This window comes from Nonomuraea pusilla (assembly GCF_900109355.1).
Lineage (GTDB): Bacteria > Actinomycetota > Actinomycetes > Streptosporangiales > Streptosporangiaceae > Nonomuraea > Nonomuraea pusilla.
The window spans coordinates 411,773-431,481 of the sequence record NZ_FOBF01000002.1 but is presented as its reverse complement, the minus strand read 5'-3'; the positions used below and the strand labels follow the sequence as shown (position 1 = coordinate 431,481).

The following is a 19,709-nucleotide window of genomic DNA, read 5'->3' as shown; positions in this document are numbered from 1 at the left end:
AGGTTCACCCCGCGGACGCCTCGCTGCCCACGACGGGAGAGTCGGCCGTCATGTCGGCGTGTCCCCATAGGCGCGGGACCTCTCCAGGGAAGGACGCGCCCCCCATGACGATCTCTCTCACCACCGGCACTCCCGGCCCCTACAGCGTGGGCCTCGCGGTGAGCCCCGCCGACGTGCGGGCCGCCCAGCGGCTCAGGTACCGGGTCTTCGCCGAGGAGATGGGGGCGCGGCTCGACAGCCCCGTCTCCGGGCTCGACGTGGACCGGTTCGACGCCTACTGCGACCACCTCCTCGTCCGCTGCGGCGACGAGGTGGTCGGCACGTACCGGCTGCTCCCGCCGGGGCGTGCGGACCGGCTGTGCTCCGACGGCAGGTTCGACCTCGGCAACCTCACCGCCATCAGGAAGGACCTGGTGGAGGTGGGACGCGCCTGCGTCCACCCCGGCCACCGGAGCGGCGCGGTGGTCGCCCTGATGTGGGCGGGCATCGCCCGCTACATGGTGGACGGCGGTCACCGGTGGCTGGCCGGCTGCTGCTCGGTGCCGCTGGACGACGGCGGCGCCGTCGCGGCGGGCGTGGTCGAGATGGTGCCGCAGGGCCCCGAGGAGCACCGGGTGCGCCCGTACGAGCCGTGGCGGGGCGGCGCCGCGCCGCGTCCCGACCGGTTCGTGCTGCCGCCGCTGCTGCGCGGCTACCTGCGGCTGGGGGCGTGGGTGTGCGGGGCGCCCGCCCACGACCGCGACTTCGGCACGGCCGACTTCTTCGTCCTGCTGTCCATGGACCAGGCCGACACCCGCGACCCGCGCCACTTCCTCGGAGAGCCGCTGTGAACCCGGCCGTCGCCCCGCTCGCCCGGTGCGTCATTCAGGGGTGGTCACCGGCGAGGACGGCCGCGCGGGTGCGCCCGCCCACCGCGCCAGGGCGTCGGCGAGGCCGGAGACGTCGGCGACCGAACCGGCCCAGCAGACGTAGCCGTCGGGCCGTACCAGCACGGCGTCCGCACCGAGCTCGGCCTGCGCGTGCGCCCGGCCGATCCTGGCCGACCACGGCTCGGCGGCCTTCGCGAACGTGGCCTCGTCGGCGGTCGACAGCAGCAGGCCGCGGCCGTCGCGCAGCAGCCGCGCCACGCGCTCGGGGCCGGACGCCGTCACCAGGTCGAGGTTGGGGACGTGGCGCCCCAGCAGGTGGTGGGGGCGACCGGGCAGGTCGTGGCGGATGTCCAGCCCCGAGATCATGCCGGCGACGATCCGGTTGGCCTCCGGCACCCGGAGGAGCTCCTCCATGATGCCGCGCAGGGCCAGGTTCTCCTCGTCGTGGACGAGCAGGACGGCTTGGGCGCGGGTGTTGGCGAGGACGCGTGCGGCGACCGGATGCCGTTCGGAGTGGTAGGTGTCGAGCAGTCCGTCGTGCGCCCACCCGGCGGTCTCCGCCGCGAGCTTCCACCCGAGGTTGAACGCGTCCTGCAGACCGAGGTTGAGTCCCTGCCCGCCGGAGGGCGAGTGGATGTGCGCGGCGTCTCCGGCGAGCAGGATGCGCCCGTGACGGTACCGCTCGACCTGGCGCGAGGCGTCGGTGAACCGGGAGGCCCATCGCACGCCCGTGAGCCTGACCCCCGGGCCGAACTCGTGCTGCAGGGCCCGCCGCACCTCCTCCTCGGTGATGGGGGCGTCGCGGGAGAGTCGCTGCTGCTCGGCCCCATAGAACAGGAACCGGTGGACGCCGTCGCCGATGGGGGCGATGTACCCCTTGCCGGTCTTGTCGGGCGTCATGACGGGCAGGGTCCAGGTCTCCGGCACGGCGCCGTCCGGGTCGGAGATCGTGATGTCGGCGACCACCGAGAGCAGCTTCCCGTCCAGGCCGGGAAAGCCGATGCCCAGCAGCCGGCGGACGGTGCTGCGCCCGCCGTCGCAGCCCACCAGGAAACGGGCCGTGAGCCGTGACTCGCCCCCGGGCCCGAGCAGAGTCGCCTCGACCCCGTCGGCGTCCTGCGACAGCGCGGTCACCTCGTGTCCGCGCAGGACCTGAACGTCCAGCTCGCCGAGCCGTTCCTCGAGCAGCGCCTCGACGCGCCCCTGGGGGATGCCGATCGAGTACGGGTGCCGGGTGTTCCAGGCGGTGTAGTCCAGCCGAAGCCCGGCGAAATGCCCGCCGTCCACCCGCTGGATCGCCCGGTCCATGAGGGGTTCCAGGAGGCCTCGCAGGTCGAGCGCCTCCGCGGAGCGGGGCTGGATGCCGAGCGCCTTGGACTGCCCGCTGCGCCGCGCCAGCCGTTCGACGACCACGGCGCGCACGCCGGCGAGGCCCAGTTCCGCGGCGAGCAGGAGCCCGGTCGGCCCGGCTCCGACGACGATCACATCGGCGTTCATCACGGATGCTCCGTTCGACGGGGCCGGCGATGACGTCACCGGCCGCTACGCAGACGGTAGCGGCGGGGGTGCCGGTTCCCGCAACGAAACGAATCCCGGAAGTAATGGCGCAGGATGCGACCGGCTCTCCCGCGCCTGCCCCCGAGCGGGAGGGGTTCAGCCGCCTCTGATCGCCCGCAGCGACTCCTTCAGCGACGACAGCGTGGCGAACACGGCCGTCGGCTCGTAGCCGCAGTGCGCCATGCAGTTGGCGCAGCGCGGGTCGCGCCCCCGCCCGTAGGAGTCCCAGTCGGTGTCCTCGACCAGCTCGCGGTAGCTCGCCGCGTAGCCGTCCGCCATGAGGTAGCAGGGCCGCTGCCAGCCGAACAGCGAGTACGACGGGATCGCCCACGCCGTGCAGGCGAAGTCGGCCCTGCCCTCCAGGAAGTCGAGGAACAGCGGCGTGTGGTTGAACCTCCACCTGCGCCGGTTCCCGCCCGAGAACGCCTTGCGGAACAGCGCCCTGGTCTCCTGCACGCCCAGGAAGTGCTCCTGGTCGGGCGCCTTCTCGTAGGCGTACCCGGGGGAGATCATCATCTCGTCCACGCGCAGGTCGTCGTTGAGGTAGTCGAGCACGTCGATGACGGTCTGCGGGCTGTCGGTGTTGAAGAACGTGGTGTTCGTGGTGACGCGGAAGCCGCGCCTCCTGCACTCCCTGACGGCCTCCACCACCTGGTCGAACACGCCCTCCTTGCACACCGACGCGTCGTGCCGCTCCCGCAGGCCGTCGATGTGGACGGTCCAGGCGAAGTACGGCGACGGCTCGAACTGGTCGATCTTCTTCGGGATGAGCAGGGCGTTCGTGCAGAGGAACACGTACCTCTTCATGGCGACGAGGCGGCGTACCATCTCGCCGATCTCCGGGTGCATGAGCGGTTCGCCCCCGGCGATCGACACCATCGGCGCGCCGCACTCCTCGACCGCGGCCACGGCCTGCTCCACCGGCATGCGGCGCTTCAGCACGTCGGCCGGGTGCTGGATCTTGCCGCAGCCGGCGCACTTCAGGTTGCACGCGAACAGCGGCTCCAGCTCCAGCAGCAGCGGGAACTTCGCGCGCCCGCGCACCCGCTGGCCGAGGATGTAGCCGCCGATGCGCAGCGCCTGGCGGACGGGCATGCTCATATGCTCCGCACCTCCTCCTGGTGGGCCCCGGCCGCGCCGTCCGCGCCTGCCGGGGTGATGAGCTGGGCGAGCGCCCAGCGGGCGAGCGGCCTGCCGGCGCGACGCAGCGTCCGCAGGGCCCGCGCGCCGCCGCGCAGCGTCGCGGGACGCAGCAGCGGGACGTCCGGGGTGTCGACGACGATCCGTACCGCCGCGAACGGCAGGCCGCCGCCGGGCGCCGCCTCGGCGCAGGCGGCCGCGACGGGGCCCGACTCCATGTCCACGACGAGCGCCCCGCGCGCCGCCAGGCCGCCGCGTTCCGCCCCCGAGACGAGGTGGCCGGACGTGACCAGCGGCCCGGTGACGACCGGCACGCCCGCGCGGGCCAGCTCGGCCTGCAGCAGGCGGGCCGACGGGCAGGGCAGCGTCTGCCCGTCCCACCAGACCTCGCTCGCCACCACCACGTCGCCGGGCCGCAGCCGCCGGTCGAGCGCCCCGCCGACCCCCGCCACCGCCACGGCGCCCGGCCGCCCGGCCACCGGCTCGCGGGAGGCCGTCAGGGCCCGCGCCGCGTAAGCCGCGGCGTTGCGCGGGCCCATCCCGGTGCGGACGACCTTCGCCCCGCCCGGCATGGACGGCAGGCCCTCCCGCAGGGCCCGCGCCTCCAGGCCCAGGGCGGTGAAGACCAGCAGCCCGCTCACGGGGCGACCGTCCGCGTCCCGCCGGCCTCGCTGTGCCCGGCCTGCTCCGCCACGGCCGTCTCGTGAGGCTGCGCCGTGGCGCCCACCGCGGCGACGTACCGGCCGAGTGCGCTGATCGGGAAGACGAGGCGGTACAGGTGGTAGTTGATCGAGAAGTCGCCGGGGAACCCGGTGCCGGTGAAGAACGGCTCGTCCCAGGTGCCGTCGGGACGCTGGTGGGAGACGAGCCAGGCGACGCCGCGCTCCACCGCCTCCGACCGCTCTCCCGCGGCCAGCAGGGCCAGCAGCGCCCAGGCGGTCTGCGACGGCGTGGACGCGCCCCGCCCGATCCAGGAGGGGTCGGTGTAGGAGCGCATGTCCTCGCCCCAGCCGCCGTCGTCGTTCTGGTGCGACTCCAGCCAGGCCACGGCGCGGCGCACGCACCGGGCGTCCGTGCGCACCCCGGCGGCGACGAGCGCGGGCACCACGGCGCCCGTGCCGTACACGTGGTTGGCGCCCCAGCGGCCGAACCACGAGCCGTCCTCCTCCTGCGCCTTCAGCAGCCAGACGACGGCGCGCCGCACGAGGTCGGGCCGGGCGGGCGGCGCGGGCGGCTCCGCGACGAGCGCCTCGACGGTGTGCGCGGTGACGTCGGCCGACGGCGGGTCGATGACGGCCCCGAAGTCGCAGAACGGCAGCCGCGTGCACAGGGTGCGGGTGTTGTCGGCGTCGAAGGCGGCGAAGCCGCCGTCGCGCGAGACCATGCCCGCCATCCAGGTCACGGCCCGCTCGACGGCCGGGCGGACGTCGGGGTGGTCCACGCGCCGCAGCGCGAGCACGGCCTCGGCGGTGTCGTCCACGTCGGGGTAGACGTCGTTGTCGAACTCGAACGCCCACCCGCCGGGCCGCAGCCCCGGCCGCCGCACGCTCCAGTCGCCGGGCCCCCTGATCTCCTCGCCCAGCACCCAGCCGGCCGCCTTGACCAGCGCCGCGTGGTCGGGCGGGAGCCCGGCGTCGCGCAGCGCGTTGATCGCGAGGACGGTGTCCCAGACGGGCGACTGGCACGCCTCCAGCCTGCGTCCCTGCTCGTCCCTGATGATGAAGCGCTCCAGACCGTCGAGGCCCTTGCGCATCACCGGGTGGTCGAGGCCGTAGCCGCACAGCCGCAGCGCGATGAGGGAGTACACCCACGGCGGCTGGATGCCGCCCCAGGACCCGTCGCGCTCCTGCCGCGCGACGATCCACTCGGCGGCGCGCCGCACCGCGGCGCGCCGCAGTCCGGGCACCGGGCGGCGCTCGTAGCGGTGCAGCGCCCGGTCGAGCGCGGCGAACGCGGCCTCCCAGCCGCCGCGCGGCGCCCGCCGCACGCGCCGTCCCGTGCGCAGCTCGTCCAGTGTGAACGGCAGCGGCCGCACCGGGCGCGCGGCGCTGACGATCGTCAGCGGGACGATGGTCTGCCTGGCCCAGCACGCCCAGTCGTAGACGTTGAGCGGGAACCACGGCGGCAGGAACATCATCTCGGGCGGCAGGACGGGCAGGTCGCGCCAGCTCCACTGGCCGAACAGGGCCAGCCAGATGCGGGTGAACACCCTGCTCGCCTCGATGCCGCCCGCGTCCAGGACGAACCGGGCGGCGGCCCGCATGTGGGCGGCGTCGGCCGGGTCGCCGGCCAGCCGCAGCGCCGCGTACGCCTCCACCGTGGTGGACACGTCGCCGGGACCGCCGTGGAAGGTGGCCCAGGTGCCGTCGTCGCGCTGCTGGGAGCGGATCCAGCGGGCGGCCTCCTCGGTGTCGCGCGGCCTGCGCACGCCGAGGAACTCGCGCAGGAGGAGGTCCTCGGCATCCATGGTGACGTTCGTCTGGAGCTCGCCCTTCCACCACCCGGCGGGCTCCTGGAGGGCCAGCAGGTGGTCGCAGGCGGCGTCGAGGGCGAGCGCGGCCGAGGACGGTGCGGCGGCTGTCGTCATGTCAGTGACCTCGCGAGGTGAGGAAGCGGGCGATGTCGAGGAGGTCGGCGTGCACGGCGGGCGGCAGCCCGGCGGCGGCGAGGTGGCGTCCCGCGGCGTCGAGCCGGTGCTTGGCCTCCGCCTCGGCCCAGGCCCGCCCGCCCGCCTCCTCGACGAGCGCGGCGGCCTGGCGCAGGGTGGCCTCCGGCAGCGGCCCGGGGGCCGCCAGCAGGGCGGCGAGCCGGTCGCCCGCCCGGGTGCCGCTGGTGAGGGCGGCGACGATGGGCAGCGACTTCTTGCGGGAGCGCAGGTCCGACAGCACGGGCTTGCCGGTGGCGGCGGGCGCGCCCCAGATGCCGAGGAGGTCGTCGGCGAGCTGGAAGGCGAGCCCCACCTCGGCGCCGAACGCCGAGAGCGCGCCGGCGAGCGGGACGGGCCCGTCCACGGCGACGGCGCCGATCGAGCAGGCGCACGCGATGAGCGAGCCGGTCTTGCCGGCCGCCATGCGCAGGCATTCGTCGAGCGTCACGTCGTCGCGCCGCTCGAACTCCAGGTCGAGCGCCTGCCCGGCGATCAGGTCGCGGACGGTGACGGCCAGCAGGCGGGCGGCGCGGGCGTGACCGGGGCAGTCGTCCTCCAGCAGCAGCTCCCCGGCGAGGGCGAGCAGCGCGTCGCCCGCGAGGATGGCGGCGGGCTCGCCGAAGACGGCCCAGGCGGCGCGGCGGTGCCTGCGGGTGGCGTCGCCGTCCATGATGTCGTCGTGCAGCAGGGAGAAGGCGTGGACGAGTTCGGTCGCGGCGGCGGCGTGCAGGCAGTCCGCGGCCGCGGCGGCGCGGGCCGACAGCACGGCGAGCGCGGGACGCAGCGCCTTGCCCCCGCCGGACGGGGCGGGCCTGCCGTCGGCGTCGGCCCAGCCGAGGTGGTAGGCGGCCACGCGGGCCGTGACCGGGTCGAGCCTGGACACGGCGGCGCGCAGCACCGGCTCCACCAGCTCGCGGGCGGCCGTCACGGAGGGCGGGACGATCACGCCCGGCCTGCCGCTCATCGGACCGCTTCCTCGGCCGCCCAGGCGCGTCCCGCGCCGTACGCCCGCAGGGGTCGGCGCGCCGGCTCCCCGCTGGTGTGCCCCCTGCCGCCGCTCAGGTGGCGGCGGACCAGCCTGGCGGCGGTGAGCCCGCTGCGCACGGCGCCCTCCATCGTGTCGGGCCAGCCGGTGGCGGTCCACGAGCCGGCGAGGAACAGGCCGGGCCAGCGGGTCGCCGCGAGCGGCCTGAGCGCGCCGCTGCCCGGCCCCTGCAGGAACGTGGCCCGCCGCTCCCTGGTGACGAAGAAGTCCACGACCCGGGCGTCCCGCGCCCCGGGGAGGAGCCGTTCGAGCGCGGGCAGGAACGTCTCCCTGGCCCGCGCCGTCGGGACGTCGATCCAGTCGCCCGCGGCCGAGACCGAGACGGCGAGGTACTGGCCGCCGCGCACCCCGGCGACCCGCGTCTTGTCGAACACCCACTGCACGGGCGAGCCGACCGCCGCCGCGAACGGGAGTTCGGTGACCCGCCCGTCGTAGACGACGTGGACGTTGACGATGGGGCTGGCCGACAGGCCGCTCCACGCCTCCCGCTCGGGCGCGGCCGACGCGGGCAGCAGCCGGGCGGCCTGCTCGTGCGGGACTGCCAGGATCACGGCGGACGCCTCCACCCTGGAGCCGTCCACGACGACGGCCGGTCCGGGCTCGACGGCGGTGACCTTCGCCGACAGCCGCACGTCGCCGCCGAGCCGGACGACCGCGGCGCGGGCCGCCGTGTGGTGCAGCCGGCCGAGCGGCACGGCGGGCACGCCGATGTCGGCGGCGCCGGCCCGGCCGAGCAGCGCCGTCCTGAACACCATCGCGGCGGGACCGAGCGCGGCGTCCTGCGCGCGCACGTTCAGCGCGGCCACCGCGAACAGGTCCCACAGCGCGTCCTTGGCGGCCTCGCCCTGGCCGTGCGCGGACAGCCAGGCCGCCAGGTCCACGCGGTCGAGCTCGGGGTCGGCGGGGTCGAGGCGGCGCAGCGCGAGCGAGCCGCGCACCGCGCGCAGCCGGTCCGCCGGGCTCAGCAGCGGGTACGCCGCCAGCGCGGGCAGGAGGTGCAGCGGCCCGGGCAGCGGAAGGCGGCGCAGCCGGCCCCGGCGTCCGTCGGGGGTGAGCACGCTGATGTCGAAGCGGTCCTGCAGCGGGGCGTCGCCCGGCGCGCCGAGCCGGTCGAGCAGGCCCCGGTAGGCGGTGCAGCAGCGCAGGAAGACGTGCTGGCCGTTGTCCACCACGAGGTCGCCGCGGTGGAAGGAGTGCGCGGCGCCGCCGAGGCGGGGGCGGGCCTCGTACAGGGTGACGCGGTGGCCGGCCTCGCCGAGCGCCACGGCGGCGGCCACGCCGGCCAGCCCGCCCCCGACGACCACGACCGGGGCCCGCCCGCCCGTCGGCGCGCTCGCCGCGCCGTTCATCGGGCCGCTCGCCGGGCCGCTCGCCGGGCCGTTCATCGGGCCGGTCATCGGGCCGCTCCCGCGAGGGCGCGGGCGGCCACGGCGGCCTTCTCCCAGCCGGGCAGGGACAGCCTGGCGGTCAGCGCGGCGTCCGGGTCGGCCACGATGCGCTCCAGCAGCCGCCGGTAGATGCCCGCCATGGCGGCGGTGCAGGCGGCGCTGCGGCCGTCGAGCATGGGCAGCAGCCTCATGCCCGCCGCGAACCAGTCGCGGGCCCGCGCCGCCTCGAACCTGACGAGCGCGGCCAGCCGGTCGGGCGGGTCGGTGAACCGGCCGTGCCCGTCGACGTCCAGGGTGCAGCCGAACCTCGCGAGGTCCTCGGCCGGCAGGTAGACGCGGCCTGACAGGCGGTCCTCCCTGAGGTCCCTGAGGATGTTGGTGAGCTGGAGCGCCACGCCGAGCGCGTCGGCGAGGGGCGTGGCGGTCTCGTGGTCGTCCGTGCCGAACACGCCGAGCGACAGCCGGCCGACCGAGCCGGCCACGCACCGGCAGTAGCCCACGAGCTCGCCCAGGGTGGCGTACGAGGTGCCGCGCACGTCGGCGGCGCAGCCGTCGATGAGCTCGGCGAACGCGGCGAGCGGCACCGGGTAGCGCCTGGCGGCGTCGCGCAGCGCCACCAGCACGAGGTCCGGCCGCCCGTCCCCGTGGCCGCCGTGGCCATCGGCGCCGCCGTCGCCGCCGTCGCCGCCGTCGTGGGCGGCCCGCGCGGCGGCCTCCAACGTCTGCCTGGCGGCGGCCAGCGCGGCCAGCCGGTCGTGCGGCGTTCCCACGCCGTCGGCGATGTCGTCGATGCGGCGGGCGAAGGCGTACACGGCGCTCAGCGCCCTGCGCTTCGGGCCGGGCAGCAGCCGCAGGCCGTAGGAGAAGTTGCGCGCCCGGCTGCGCATCACCTGCTCGCAGTGCCGGTACGCCTCAGCCGCGCCTGTCACAGGACCTCCTTCACGTCGTGGTCATGGCGTCCGCCCCGCGCCAGGAGGCGCAGCCACGCCGCCGCCAGCACGGTCCTGCGCGGCCGGACGGACCGGCCGAGGACGTCGTGCCCGGCCCGCCGCAGGGCGGCGACCGTGGCCTGGCCGCCCGCGACGTAGCCGGAGACGGCGACGCGGGCGAGGCCGGTCAGCGACGCGGTGAGCGGCTCCCCCGCGCGCAGCAGCCGCTCGGCCCTGTCCACCTGCAGGGCGACGGCGAGGCGCAGGCGCCGCGGCGTGCTCGCCGCGCGCAGGTCGGACTCGGAGCAGCCGAACCGCCGCAGGTCCTCTGCCGGCAGGTAGACGCGGCCGCGCGCGTGGTCCTCGGCGACGTCCTGGCAGTGCTCGACGATCTGCAGCGCCGTGCAGATCCGGTCGGACAGCCGCAGGTGCTCCTCGGTGGCCGCGCCGAACACGTGCAGCACGATGCGGCCCACCGGGTTCGCCGACAGCTCGCAGTACGCGAGCAGGTCGTCGAAGGTGCGGTACCGGCTGACGGCCTGGTCGAGCCGGTTGGCCTGGACGAGGGCGAGGAACGGCGCGACCGGGATGGAGCAGGCGGTGACGACGGGCGCCAGCCCGCGGACGACCGGCAGGCGGGGGGCGTCCCCCTCGTAGAGGCGGCGCAGGTCGTCCTCGACGGTGTCGAGCAGGCGCAGCGCCTCGTCGCGCGGTCGTTCGTCACCGACGTCGTCCACCCAGCGGGCGAAGGCGTACACGGCGAGCAGACGGCTGCGGTGGACCCGGGGCAGCAGCCGGGAAGCGACGGGGAAATTCTCCTCGCGCGCCCTCGTCTCGACGGTCATATGCGCCGTCCGGCCCGTTTCGGCATGCATCCAAGGCTCTCCGTTGCACGCGTCCATAAACGCGCACACGCCGCCTCATGGGTGTTTAACGGGCGCCTGCTGAGTGAATATTGAGATTCGGAATAAGTGCTGTTCGGAGCCGATGTCCGGGTCATCCGTCGCGCTGTCGGAAAGGCAAAACCCGGCCGACCGAAAAAGGCCGGTAAATGTCTTTAAAGGGCAACCCTGTCGTCGTTCCGGAAATTTCGGTTAATTGTTGGGAAAGTGGGGGGGCGGCGTTGGCGCACGTCCGGCCAGTGGTCGCGCAGCGGCCCCACCCGCAGCCCGGCCTCCCGGCAGGCGGTCACGACCGCCGGCAGGGCCCCGAGCGCGGCGCGCCACGAGCCGGGCGCGGAGGTGCAGTCGGAGTCGTGCAGCAGCAGGGTCGCCCCGCCGCGCAGCCCGGGCGCCAGCGCAGCCAGCACCGAGCCGGGGGTGGCCGACCGCGTCCAGTCCCGCCCCCAGGCCGTCCACAGCACCGGCCGCAGCCCGGCCCGCCGGGCGGCGAGCACCGCCTCCGCGCTCAGCACCCCGTACGGCGGCCGGTACCAGACGGGAGCGGCGCCCGCCACCTCGGCCACGAGTCCCGCCGCGCGCCGCAGCTCGGCGGCCGTCCTGCCCGGGAGGACCGTCAGCGCGTTGCGGTGCCGCCAGCCGTGCACGCCCAGCTCGTGCCCGTCCCGTACGATGCGGCGGCCGAGCGCCCGGTGCCGCTCCAGCATCTCCCCGAGGACGAAGAACGTCGCCCGGCAGCCCAGGCGGTCCAGCTCGTCCAGGAAGCGCGGGGTCGAGCGCGGGTCGGGCCCGTCGTCGAAGGTGAGGGCGACGTGCCCGTCCGTCCCGACGCCGGACAGGCGGGGCAGCAGCCGCCTGACGGGCGGCAGCCACGTCGCGGCGGGGGCGGCGTGCGCGAACCCCAACGCGGCCGCCCCCAGCACCGCCCCCAACGCGTTTCCCCTGGTAACAAGGCTGGTCGTGCGGCTGGTCATGCGGCCCAGTCTGGGAGAGAGGGGCGGCCATGCCAACGCGGCGCGCGGTGCTGATCCTGAGCGCGAGCATGGGCGCCGGCCACGACGCCGCCGCCGCCGAGCTGGCCAGGCGGCTGACCGCCGGGGGGATCGACGCCGAGGTCGCCGACGTCCTCGACCTGCTCCCGCTGCGGCTCGGCCCGGCCCTGCGCGGCTGGTACGGCTGGACGATGCGCTCGGCGCCCTGGCTGTACGCGCTGGTGTACCGGGTCTTCTTCGCCGCGCGCCACGCGCCGCCGGCCTCGCCCCTGACGTCGCTGGCCGCCCGGCGGCTGCTGCGGCTGCTGCGGCGCCGGCGCCCGGACGAGGTCGTCTCCACCTTCCACCTCGCCGCCCAGGCGGCCGGCACGCTGCGGCGGCGCGGCCTGCTCACGGCCCGCAGCACGGTGCTGCTGACGGACTTCGCGGCGCACCGGCTCTGGCTGCACCCGGGCAACGACCGCTACCTGTGCCCCGACCCGGCCACCGCGCAGGAGGTGCGCGGCGTCACCGGCCGCCCCGCGTCCTGCTACGCGCCGCTGGTCCGCCCCGCGTTCCTGGACGTCGCCCCGCGCGGCCCCGGCGCGGGCCGGCGCCTGGTGCTGGTGGCGGCCGGGTCGTGGGGCGTGGGGGACGTGGAGCGGACCGCCCGCGTCCTCGCGCGGACCGGCCGGTACCGCCCGGTCGTCCTGTGCGGGCGTAACGCCGCGCTGGCCGCGCGGCTGCGGAACGCCGGCGTGGAGGGGCTCGGCTGGCACGACGACCTGCCGGGGCTCATGGGGCGGGCGTACGCGCTGGTCGACAACGCGGCCGGGATGACGGCCAGGGAGGCGATGGCTGCGGGGCTGCCCGTCGTCACGTACCTGCCGATCCCGGGGCACGGCAGGGACGGCGTGCTGGCGATGGAGCGGGCGGGCGTGAGCCTGCACGCCCGCTCGGCGGGCGGGCTGGTCGCCGCGCTCGACCGGCTGGAGGACGGCGAGCGGGAGCGCCTGCGCGCCGCGGCCCGCGCGCTGTTCGCGGCCCCGCCCGCGGAGGCGTGCTTCGCGACCGGCGCCGGGCGCCGGACGCTCAGCGGCTTGGGCGCGTGATCCCGTCATAGGTGACGTACGGCGACTGGGAGAGCCTGAGGCTGCCGAAGAACAGCAGCGCGATCCCGGCCAGCTCGGGCACCGCCCACAGGCCGAGCCTGATCGTGTCGCCGAACAGCGCGACGCCGAAGCCGATGCTGGCCACCGGGTCGGTGACGGTCAGCGACGGCTGGACGACCACCAGGGTGCCGTGGTGCAGGGCGTTCTGCAGCAGGTACAGCGCGGCGATGCCGGCGGCCACCATGGCGTACACCTGCCAGGTGCGCAGGACGGCGGCGGGGCTGGCGGAGAGGACGTCCACGCTGTCCTTCATGAGCGCGGCGGTGAAGGCGAAGCACAGGCCGGACGCCACCCCGAGCAGCGCCGCGCGCCGGCCGTCCGCGCCCAGCCGGGACGCGGCGACGAGAGCGGCCACGAGCAGGACCGTCGTGAGCGCGGCCGCCACCCAGCCGGCGCGGTCGGGCGACTCGATGCCCGTCTCCGCGCCGGTGGCGACGAGCAGGAGGGCCAGCCCGCCGGTCAGGCTGAGGATGGCCGTCCACTCCCGCGCCCTGAGCCTGACCTTGAACATCAGGCGGACGATGAAGAGCGTGAACGGCAGCTCGATGACGAGGATGGGCTGCACGAGCGTCAGCCCCGCGAGCCCGAGCGCCGCGGCCTGCAGCAGGAACGCCACGATGAGCACGCCGATGGCGGCGATCCACACCGGCTGCCTGACCAGGCTCAGGAACAGCCGTGCCGAGAAGTCCTTGTCGGGCGAGGCGGCGCGGGCGGCGCGGCGCTGCAGCACCGAGGACAGGGCGTTGCAGGCGGCGGCGCACACGGCCAGCACCACCGCGACGGCGGTGCTCAGCGCCCACCGGCCTTCCGCCGCACGCGCCCGCCAGGCAGGCCCCGCGTCCCGGGCAGGTCGTGCGTGCCGTCGCCGGCCCGGCGCGGGGCGCGCGGCGCCCGGCGGCCCCGCCCGAGCGGGCCTGGGAGGACGTCGGCCGGCATGCACGACCCCTTCCGCTGCTCTGGCCGGGCGTCCCCGCGACGACCGGCAGCACGAGCATGGGCGAACCGGGCGTGTCCCGGCGGCCCTCCACGCCGCTCGCTGCGCAGATCAGGGACGTCCTTTGCGCTTCCGAGAAGGGCGCCGACGGCGGCCGCCACAAAAATGCAGTGGACTTCAATTTTGGATTCCAGTTAACCTTTGGCCCATGACGGAGGGGCTGCGGGAGCGCAAGAAGCGGCAGACACGGCGGCGCATCGCCGACACCGCCGTGCGCCTGTTCGTGGAGCGCGGATTCGACCAGGTCACGATCGCCGAGGTGGCGGCCGCCGCCGACGTGTCGGTCAACACGCTCTACAACTACTTCCCCGCCAAGGAGGACCTCGTCCTGCCGCCCGAGGAGGCGTCGCCCACCCGGCTGGCCGACATCGTGCGCGAGCGTCCGCCCGGCCGGTCCGCGGCCCACGCCGTGCTCGACAGGCTGCGCGCCGAGGTGCGCGGCCGGGAGCGGATCGTGGGGCTCACCGAGGGGTTCGGACGGGTGCTGGAGATGATGCGCGCCGCGCCCACCCTGACCGCCCGGCTGGAGGACCTGGCCGGGCAGATGACCGACGCCCTCGCCGAAACGCTCGCCGAGGAGACCGGGGCGGCGCCCGGCGACCCCCTGCCCAGGGCGGTGGCCTGGCAGCTCGGCTGCTGCCACTCGCTCGTCTACGCCGAGATCGGCAGGCGCACCGCCGCGGGCGAGCCGCCCGCCGCGATCGCCGCGGCCGTGCTCGACCTGCTCGACACGGTGGAGAGCCTGCTGGGCGAGCGCCTGCTGACCTATGCCGTACGGAAGGACCGATGATGTTCAGGGTAGTGATCTCCGGCGCGTTCGAGGAGCTGGACGACGCCGGGCGGGCGGCCGTGCTGGCGGCGGGCGGCGCCGCGTTCACCGAGGCGGGCACGTTCACGCACGACGGCACCCTGCGGTCGTTCACGTTCCGCTGCCAGGTGCCCGCCGGGCCGCAGGACGGCGAGCGCGAGGCGACCGAGCGGGCGCTCGCCGCACTCGGGGCCCACCGGGTGCCGCACCGGGTCCTGCGTGTCGCCATGACGGACCTGCGCGACATCAAGATCCGTCGCAAGCGGCGCTAGTCTCCCGAATCTGGGATAGATTCCCGGATGTGAGAGATGACTTGGAGGTCCGGCTGGCCGAGCGGCTGGCGGAGCTGCGCGGCGAGCACGGCTGGTCGCTCGACGAGCTCGCGGAGCGTTCCGGCGTGAGCCGTTCGACGCTGTCGCGCCTGGAACGCGGCGAGATCAGCCCCACCGCGGCCGTGCTCGGCCGGCTCGGCGCCGCCTACGGGCGCACCACCTCACGCCTGCTCGCCGAGGTCGAGGCGGAGCCGCCACAGGTCGTACGGGCCGGCGAGCAGCGGGTCTGGCGCGACGACGAGACCGGCTTCGCGCGCCGGTCGGTCTCCCCGCCGCACCCCGGGCTGCGGGGCGAGCTGGTCGAGGGCACGCTGCGGCCGGGCGCCGACATCGCGTACGACACGCCGCCCGTGCCCGGGCTCGAACAGCACATCTGGGTCCTCGACGGCAGCGTCGAGATCACCGCGAACGGTCAGGCGCACGAGCTGCGCGCCGGCGACTGCCTGCGGTTCCGGCTGTGGGGAAGCTCCAGGTTCCGCTGCCCGGGGCCGGAACCGGCCCGCTACGTCCTGGCCGTCGTCCTGCCATGACCGAGCAGGCCGACCGAAGCAGGCCGACCCGAGCGGGCCGACCCAAGCTGGCGACCGAGCGACTGCGAACCCTCCCGCCCCGAGCTCGCCCGAGCCGTATCGCCCCGAAGGCGCCCGATCCCTCCTGATCCCTCCCGCCCCGAAACCGCCCGAGCCTTACCGCCCCCCAACCGTCCTGTCCTGATTCGTGCCAGCCGAGGAGTGCGTCCCGTGCCCGCCATCGAACGTCTGCGCCCCGAGGAGTTCGCCGCCCACGTCGAGGGGCTCGCCGACGTCCTGGCCGACGCCGTGGAAGGAGGGGCGTCGCTCGGCTTCGTCGCGCCGTTCGACCGGGTCGCCGCGGCGGCGTGGTGGCGCGACCAGGCCCCCGCCGTGGCCGACGGCGCGCTGATCGTCTGGGCCGCCCGCGACGCCGGGGGCGTGGCGGGCACCGTCAGCCTGGCCCTGACCACCAAGCCCAACGGGCGCCACCGCGCCGAGGTGCTCAAACTGATCGTCCACCGCAGGGCCCGGGGCCGCGGGCTGGCCCGCGCCCTTCTGGCCGCCGCGGAGGGCGCGGCGCGCGAGGCGGGGGCGAGCCTGCTCCTTCTCGACACCGAGTCGGACAGCACGGCGGAACGCCTCTACGTCAAGGAGGGCTGGACGCGCTTCGGCGTCGTCCCCGGCTACGCCTCTACCCCCGACGGCGTCCTGCGCGACTGCAGCTTCTTCTACAAGCGTCTCGGCCCGCGCGGTGGCGCGCACCGGAGCGCGGCGGTGGCGGAGCGGGCCTGACCGGCTCTGGAGCCGGCGGTCAGGAGGACGGCGGGGAGCGCAGGGCCCGGATCGCGCCGTCGATCGCGGCGGCGCTCAGTCGCGCGGCTTGCGCCAGACGATGCTGTACCGCAGCAGGAGGTGGCGGCGGTACTCGGAGCCGGGCAGCAGTTCGGCGGCGAGCGCCCGCATCTGCGGGTACGTCACCGGCGGCGGCCACACGGTGGGTGACGGGTGCTCCCAGTGGCCCTTGACGGCCCGGTGGAGGGTGCTGACGGCGACGGCCGCGAGGTCGCGCGGCAGGTCGCGCGGCATGGTGCTGCGGGCGAGGCCGACGACGGCCAGGACGCCGCCCGGACGCAGCAGGTCGCGCATCCGGGCCAGGCCGGTGGCGGCGTCCATGTGGTGCAGGGTGGCCACCGACGCGACGACGTCGAACGAGGCGGGCTCGAAGGGGTGGGTGAGGAAGTCGCCGACGACGTAGTGGACGTCGCCGGGGTGCTCGCGGGCCTGCTCGACGCTGGGCGCGTGGAGGTCGATGCCGGTGACGTGCGGCACGGCCCGCCGCAGCGCGCGGGCGAGCGTGCCCTCGCCGCAGCCGACGTCGAGGGCGCGCCGGGCGCCCGCGGGAACCGCGTCCAGGATCCGGGGGTGGTAGTGGATGTTGTGGTTCCACCGCCTGCCGTTCGTCCCTGCCATGTGATCATCCTGCCGCACCGGGGCCGGGCCCGTCCCGGAATCGGGCCGGGCCCGGGGCGGCGGCGAGCCTGTGGTGGGGCCCGCCCCCGCCCGGGTGCGGGGTCAGGCGCCGACGTAGGCCGCGAGGTGCTCGCCGGTGAGGGTGGAGCGGGCGGCGACGAGGTCGGCGGGCGTGCCCTCGAAGACGATCCGGCCGCCGTCGTGCCCGGCCCCGGGGCCGAGGTCGATGATCCAGTCGGCGTGCGCCATGACGGCCTGGTGGTGCTCGATCACGATGACCGACTTGCCGGAGTCGACGAGCCGGTCGAGCAGGCCGAGCATCTGCTCGACGTCGGCCAGGTGGAGGCCGGTGGTGGGCTCGTCGAGGACGTAGACGCCGCCCTTGTCGGCCATCTGGGTGGCGAGCTTGAGCCGCTGCCGCTCGCCGCCCGACAGCGTGGTGAGCGGCTGGCCGAGGCTGAGGTAGCCGAGCCCGACGTCGGCGAGCCGGTCGAGGACGGCGTGGGCGGCGGGCGTGCGGGCCTCTCCGGAGCGGAAGAACTCCTCGGCCTCGGTCACCGACATCGCGAGCACCTCGCTGATGTCACGGCCGCCGAGGTGGTACTCCAGCACCGACGCCTGGAACCTCTTCCCGTCGCACTCCTCGCAGGGGGTGGCGACGCCCGCCATGATGGCGAGGTCGGTGTAGATGACGCCGGCGCCGTTGCAGGTGGGGCAGGCGCCCTCGGAGTTGGCGCTGAACAGCGCCGGCTTCACGCCGTTGGCCTTCGCGAACGCCTTGCGGATCGGGTCGAGCAGCCCCGTGTACGTCGCCGGGTTGCTGCGCCGGGAGCCGCGGATCGGGGTCTGGTCGACCGACACCACGCCGTCCCTGCCCGAGACCGAGCCGTGGATCAGGGAGCTCTTGCCCGACCCTGCCACGCCGGTCACGACCACCAGCACGCCGAGCGGGATGTCGACGTCGACGTCCTGGAGGTTGTGGGTGGCGGCGCCGCGCACCTCCAGCACTCCCGACGGCGTGCGCACCGACGGCTTCAGGGAGGCCCGGTCGTCGAGGTGCCGCCCGGTCAGCGTGCCGCTGGCGCGCAGCGCGTCGACGGTGCCCTCGAACATCACCTCGCCACCGGCGGCGCCGGCGCGGGGCCCGAGGTCGACGACGTGGTCGGCGATCTCGATGACCTCCGGCTTGTGCTCGACGACCAGCACCGTGTTGCCCTTGTCGCGCAGCCGCAGCAGCAGGTCGTTCATGCGCTGGATGTCGTGCGGGTGCAGCCCGACGGTGGGCTCGTCGAACACGTACGTCACGTCGGTGAGGGCCGACCCGAGGTGGCGGATCATCTTGGTGCGCTGCGCCTCGCCGCCCGACAGGGTGCCCGACGACCGGTCGAGGCTGAGGTAGCCGAGGCCGATCTCCACGAACGAGTCGAGCGTGTGCCTCAGCGCCGTGAGCAGCGGCGCCACCGACGGCTCGTCGAGGTCGCGCACCCACGCGGCCAGGTCGCTGATCTGCATCGCGCAGGCGTCGGCGATGCTGACCCCCTTGATCGTGGAGGACCTGGCCGCGGCGCTCAGCCGCGTGCCGCCGCAGTCGGGGCAGGCGGTGAAGGTGGCGGCCCGCTCGACGAAGGCGCGGATGTGCGGCTGCAGCGCGGTGACGTCCTTGGACAGGAACGACTTCTGGATCCGTGGGATCAGGCCCTCGTACGTGGCGTTGATCCCCTTCATCTTGACCTTGAGCGGTTCCCTGTGGAGGAAGTCGTGCAGTTCCTGCTCGGTGTAGTCGCGGATCGGCTTGTGGGGGTCGAGGAAGCCGGACTCAGTGAACGACCGCACCATCCAGCCGTCCGCCTTGTAGCCGGGGACGGTGATCGCGCCTTCGGCGAGCGACTTGGAGTCGTCGTACAGCTGGGACAGGTCGAGGTCGGTGACCGAGCCCATGCCCTCGCAGCGCGGGCACATGCCGCCGGTGATCTTGAAGTCGCGCCGCTCGCTCACGGTCTTCCCGTCGCGCTCCAGCGTGACCGCCCCCGCCCCGCTGATGGAGGCGACGTTGAAGGAGAACGCCTGGGGCGAGCCGATGTGCGGCTGCCCCAGGCGGCTGAACAGGATGCGCAGCATCGCGTTGGCGTCGGTGACGGTGCCGACCGTGGAGCGGGGGTTGGCGCCCATCCGCTCCTGGTCGACGATGATCGCCGTGGTCAGCCCTTCGAGCACGTCGACCTCGGGCCGCGCCAGCGTCGGCATGAAACCCTGCACGAAGGCGCTGTAGGTCTCGTTGATCAGCCGCTGCGACTCGGCGGCGATCGTGTCGAACACCAGCGAGCTCTTGCCCGAGCCGGACACGCCGGTGAACACCGTCAGCCGGCGCTTGGGGATCTCGACGTCGACGTCCTTGAGGTTGTTCTCGCGCGCGCCGTGCACGCGGATCACATCGTGGACGTCGGCGACGTGCGGCGCGGACCGCTGCGCGTCCTGGCTCGTGGCAATGCTCATCTGTGTCTCCATCGATGGGGGAGGGCCGCCTTCGGCCGAAGCGGGGTGGGCAGCGGTGGACCGGACGGCTGCTCAGCGCCGCTGCTGGATGCGCACCATGTTGCCGGACGGATCGCGGAAGGCGCAGTCGCGGACGCCGTACGGCTGCTCGGTCGGCTCCTGGACGACCTCGGCGTCGCCGGCCTGCAGCTTGTCGAAGACGCCGTCGAGGTCCTCGGTGGCGAGGACGATGATGCCGTAGGTGCCCTTGGCCATCATCTCGGCGATGGTGCGGCGCTCGTCGTCGGTGATGCCGGGGCTGGCCGCCGGCGGGTACAGGACGATCGACGTCTCGGGGTGCTCGGCGGGGCCGACCGTGATCCAGCGCATGCCGTTGTAGCCGACGTCGTTGCGGACCTCGAAGCCGAGGACGTCGCGGTAGAAGGCGAGGGAGGCGTCGGGGTCGTCGTGCGGGAGGAAGGTGGAGTGAATGTTCATGTCCAT

General features: G+C 75.0%; 19 protein-coding genes. 6 read left to right on the top strand and 13 right to left on the bottom strand.

Going from position 1 to position 19,709, the window contains the following annotated elements; translation table 11 throughout:
- Nucleotides 1-104: 104 nt before the first annotated feature.
- Complete coding sequence (locus BMX74_RS04890; RefSeq protein WP_091098573.1) at nt 105-830, top strand: GNAT family N-acetyltransferase; 726 nt, start codon at nt 105-107, stop codon at nt 828-830.
- Between the two features lie 30 nt (nt 831-860).
- On the opposite strand, the gene BMX74_RS04885 is transcribed toward BMX74_RS04890, so the two are convergent.
- The 9 genes from BMX74_RS04885 to BMX74_RS04845 all read right to left on the bottom strand — a co-directional run bounded on the left by BMX74_RS04885 (nt 861) and on the right by BMX74_RS04845 (nt 11,448).
- On the bottom strand, nt 861-2,366 hold the full coding sequence (locus tag BMX74_RS04885) for an FAD-dependent monooxygenase (protein ID WP_091098571.1): 1,506 nt from the start codon (nt 2,364-2,366) through the stop codon (nt 861-863).
- Nucleotides 2,367-2,522: 156 nt separating this feature from the next.
- Nucleotides 2,523-3,527, bottom strand: coding sequence for an adenosyl-hopene transferase HpnH (hpnH, locus tag BMX74_RS04880; protein ID WP_091098569.1), 1,005 nt, complete (start codon nt 3,525-3,527; stop codon nt 2,523-2,525).
- Entirely contained in the window at nt 3,524-4,207 is a 684-nt protein-coding gene (locus BMX74_RS04875; protein WP_063791953.1) for a phosphorylase family protein, read from the bottom strand. The genes hpnH and BMX74_RS04875 overlap by 4 nt, the downstream gene beginning before the upstream one ends.
- Nucleotides 4,204-6,153, bottom strand: coding sequence for a squalene--hopene cyclase (gene shc / locus BMX74_RS04870; RefSeq protein WP_091098567.1), 1,950 nt, complete (start codon nt 6,151-6,153; stop codon nt 4,204-4,206). Before shc ends, BMX74_RS04875 begins: the two co-directional genes overlap by 4 nt.
- Nucleotide 6,154: 1 nt before the next feature.
- The gene (locus BMX74_RS04865; protein ID WP_091098565.1) at nt 6,155-7,177 is read right to left on the bottom strand and encodes a polyprenyl synthetase family protein; all 1,023 of its coding nucleotides are present in this window, start codon (nt 7,175-7,177) and stop codon (nt 6,155-6,157) included.
- Nucleotides 7,174-8,655, bottom strand: a complete 1,482-nt coding sequence (gene hpnE, locus BMX74_RS04860; protein ID WP_256256776.1) for a hydroxysqualene dehydroxylase HpnE — start codon at nt 8,653-8,655, stop codon at nt 7,174-7,176. Before hpnE ends, BMX74_RS04865 begins: the two co-directional genes overlap by 4 nt.
- Nucleotides 8,652-9,575, bottom strand: coding sequence for a phytoene/squalene synthase family protein (locus BMX74_RS04855; RefSeq protein WP_256256775.1), 924 nt, complete (start codon nt 9,573-9,575; stop codon nt 8,652-8,654). Before BMX74_RS04855 ends, hpnE begins: the two co-directional genes overlap by 4 nt.
- Entirely contained in the window at nt 9,572-10,420 is an 849-nt protein-coding gene (gene hpnC, locus BMX74_RS04850; RefSeq protein WP_236714589.1) for a squalene synthase HpnC, read from the bottom strand. Before hpnC ends, BMX74_RS04855 begins: the two co-directional genes overlap by 4 nt.
- A gap of 212 nt (nt 10,421-10,632) precedes the next feature.
- Nucleotides 10,633-11,448 carry a polysaccharide deacetylase family protein gene (locus BMX74_RS04845; RefSeq protein WP_091098563.1) on the bottom strand — a complete coding sequence of 272 codons (816 nt, stop codon included), beginning with the start codon at nt 11,446-11,448 and terminating at the stop codon, nt 10,633-10,635.
- A gap of 29 nt (nt 11,449-11,477) precedes the next feature.
- On the opposite strand from BMX74_RS04845, the gene BMX74_RS04840 reads away from it, so the two are divergent.
- A complete protein-coding gene (locus tag BMX74_RS04840; protein ID WP_091098562.1) occupies nt 11,478-12,557 on the top strand; it encodes an MGDG synthase family glycosyltransferase in 1,080 nt (359 codons plus the stop codon).
- Here BMX74_RS04840 and BMX74_RS04835 read toward each other — a convergent pair.
- The gene (locus BMX74_RS04835) at nt 12,538-13,392 is read right to left on the bottom strand and encodes a DMT family transporter (protein WP_091098559.1); all 855 of its coding nucleotides are present in this window, start codon (nt 13,390-13,392) and stop codon (nt 12,538-12,540) included. The genes BMX74_RS04840 and BMX74_RS04835 overlap by 20 nt on opposite strands.
- A 367-nt stretch (nt 13,393-13,759) precedes the next feature.
- Between BMX74_RS04835 and BMX74_RS04830 the strand changes: the two genes are divergently transcribed.
- From BMX74_RS04830 to BMX74_RS04815, 4 genes are all read left to right on the top strand, one after another.
- A complete protein-coding gene (locus BMX74_RS04830) occupies nt 13,760-14,401 on the top strand; it encodes a TetR/AcrR family transcriptional regulator (protein WP_055501794.1) in 642 nt (213 codons plus the stop codon).
- Nucleotides 14,401-14,691: a DUF6204 family protein gene (locus BMX74_RS04825; RefSeq protein WP_091098883.1), complete on the top strand. Its 291-nt coding sequence runs from the start codon at nt 14,401-14,403 to the stop codon at nt 14,689-14,691. Before BMX74_RS04830 ends, BMX74_RS04825 begins: the two co-directional genes overlap by 1 nt.
- Nucleotides 14,692-14,720: 29 nt before the next feature.
- Nucleotides 14,721-15,281 carry a helix-turn-helix domain-containing protein gene (locus BMX74_RS04820; RefSeq protein WP_091098558.1) on the top strand — a complete coding sequence of 187 codons (561 nt, stop codon included), beginning with the start codon at nt 14,721-14,723 and terminating at the stop codon, nt 15,279-15,281.
- A 210-nt stretch (nt 15,282-15,491) separates the two neighbouring features.
- Nucleotides 15,492-16,055 carry a GNAT family N-acetyltransferase gene (locus tag BMX74_RS04815; RefSeq protein WP_091098555.1) on the top strand — a complete coding sequence of 188 codons (564 nt, stop codon included), beginning with the start codon at nt 15,492-15,494 and terminating at the stop codon, nt 16,053-16,055.
- Nucleotides 16,056-16,130: 75 nt separating this feature from the next.
- Here BMX74_RS04815 and BMX74_RS04810 read toward each other — a convergent pair whose 3' ends face one another.
- The 3 genes from BMX74_RS04810 to BMX74_RS04800 form a co-directional block, all read right to left on the bottom strand.
- The gene (locus tag BMX74_RS04810; protein ID WP_091098553.1) at nt 16,131-16,733 is read right to left on the bottom strand and encodes a class I SAM-dependent methyltransferase; all 603 of its coding nucleotides are present in this window, start codon (nt 16,731-16,733) and stop codon (nt 16,131-16,133) included.
- 102 nt (nt 16,734-16,835) lie between these two features.
- Nucleotides 16,836-19,226 (bottom strand): ATP-binding cassette domain-containing protein, encoded by a 2,391-nt coding sequence (locus tag BMX74_RS04805; RefSeq protein ID WP_055501790.1) that lies wholly within the window; start codon nt 19,224-19,226, stop codon nt 16,836-16,838.
- Nucleotides 19,227-19,298: 72 nt separating this feature from the next.
- A complete protein-coding gene (locus BMX74_RS04800) occupies nt 19,299-19,709 on the bottom strand; it encodes a VOC family protein (RefSeq protein ID WP_055503827.1) in 411 nt (136 codons plus the stop codon).

What these genes read in the sequence shown, in the direction of transcription:
- hpnH (WP_091098569.1), bottom strand. Translation starts at nt 3,527, where the DNA reads ATGAGCATGCCCGTCCGCCAGGCGCTGCGCATCGGCGGCTACATCCTC.
- BMX74_RS04800 (WP_055503827.1), bottom strand. Translation starts at nt 19,709, where the DNA reads ATGGACATGAACATTCACTCCACCTTCCTCCCGCACGACGACCCCGAC.
- BMX74_RS04825 (WP_091098883.1), top strand. Translation starts at nt 14,401, where the DNA reads ATGTTCAGGGTAGTGATCTCCGGCGCGTTCGAGGAGCTGGACGACGCC.
- BMX74_RS04805 (WP_055501790.1), bottom strand. Translation starts at nt 19,226, where the DNA reads ATGAGCATTGCCACGAGCCAGGACGCGCAGCGGTCCGCGCCGCACGTC.
- BMX74_RS04885 (WP_091098571.1), bottom strand. Translation starts at nt 2,366, where the DNA reads ATGAACGCCGATGTGATCGTCGTCGGAGCCGGGCCGACCGGGCTCCTG.
- BMX74_RS04840 (WP_091098562.1), top strand. Translation starts at nt 11,478, where the DNA reads ATGCCAACGCGGCGCGCGGTGCTGATCCTGAGCGCGAGCATGGGCGCC.
- BMX74_RS04865 (WP_091098565.1), bottom strand. Translation starts at nt 7,177, where the DNA reads ATGAGCGGCAGGCCGGGCGTGATCGTCCCGCCCTCCGTGACGGCCGCC.
- hpnE (WP_256256776.1), bottom strand. Translation starts at nt 8,655, where the DNA reads ATGACCGGCCCGATGAACGGCCCGGCGAGCGGCCCGGCGAGCGGCCCG.
- BMX74_RS04810 (WP_091098553.1), bottom strand. Translation starts at nt 16,733, where the DNA reads ATGGCAGGGACGAACGGCAGGCGGTGGAACCACAACATCCACTACCAC.
- BMX74_RS04890 (WP_091098573.1), top strand. Translation starts at nt 105, where the DNA reads ATGACGATCTCTCTCACCACCGGCACTCCCGGCCCCTACAGCGTGGGC.
- hpnC (WP_236714589.1), bottom strand. Translation starts at nt 10,420, where the DNA reads ATGACCGTCGAGACGAGGGCGCGCGAGGAGAATTTCCCCGTCGCTTCC.
- shc (WP_091098567.1), bottom strand. Translation starts at nt 6,153, where the DNA reads ATGACGACAGCCGCCGCACCGTCCTCGGCCGCGCTCGCCCTCGACGCC.
- BMX74_RS04845 (WP_091098563.1), bottom strand. Translation starts at nt 11,448, where the DNA reads ATGACCAGCCGCACGACCAGCCTTGTTACCAGGGGAAACGCGTTGGGG.
- BMX74_RS04830 (WP_055501794.1), top strand. Translation starts at nt 13,760, where the DNA reads ATGACGGAGGGGCTGCGGGAGCGCAAGAAGCGGCAGACACGGCGGCGC.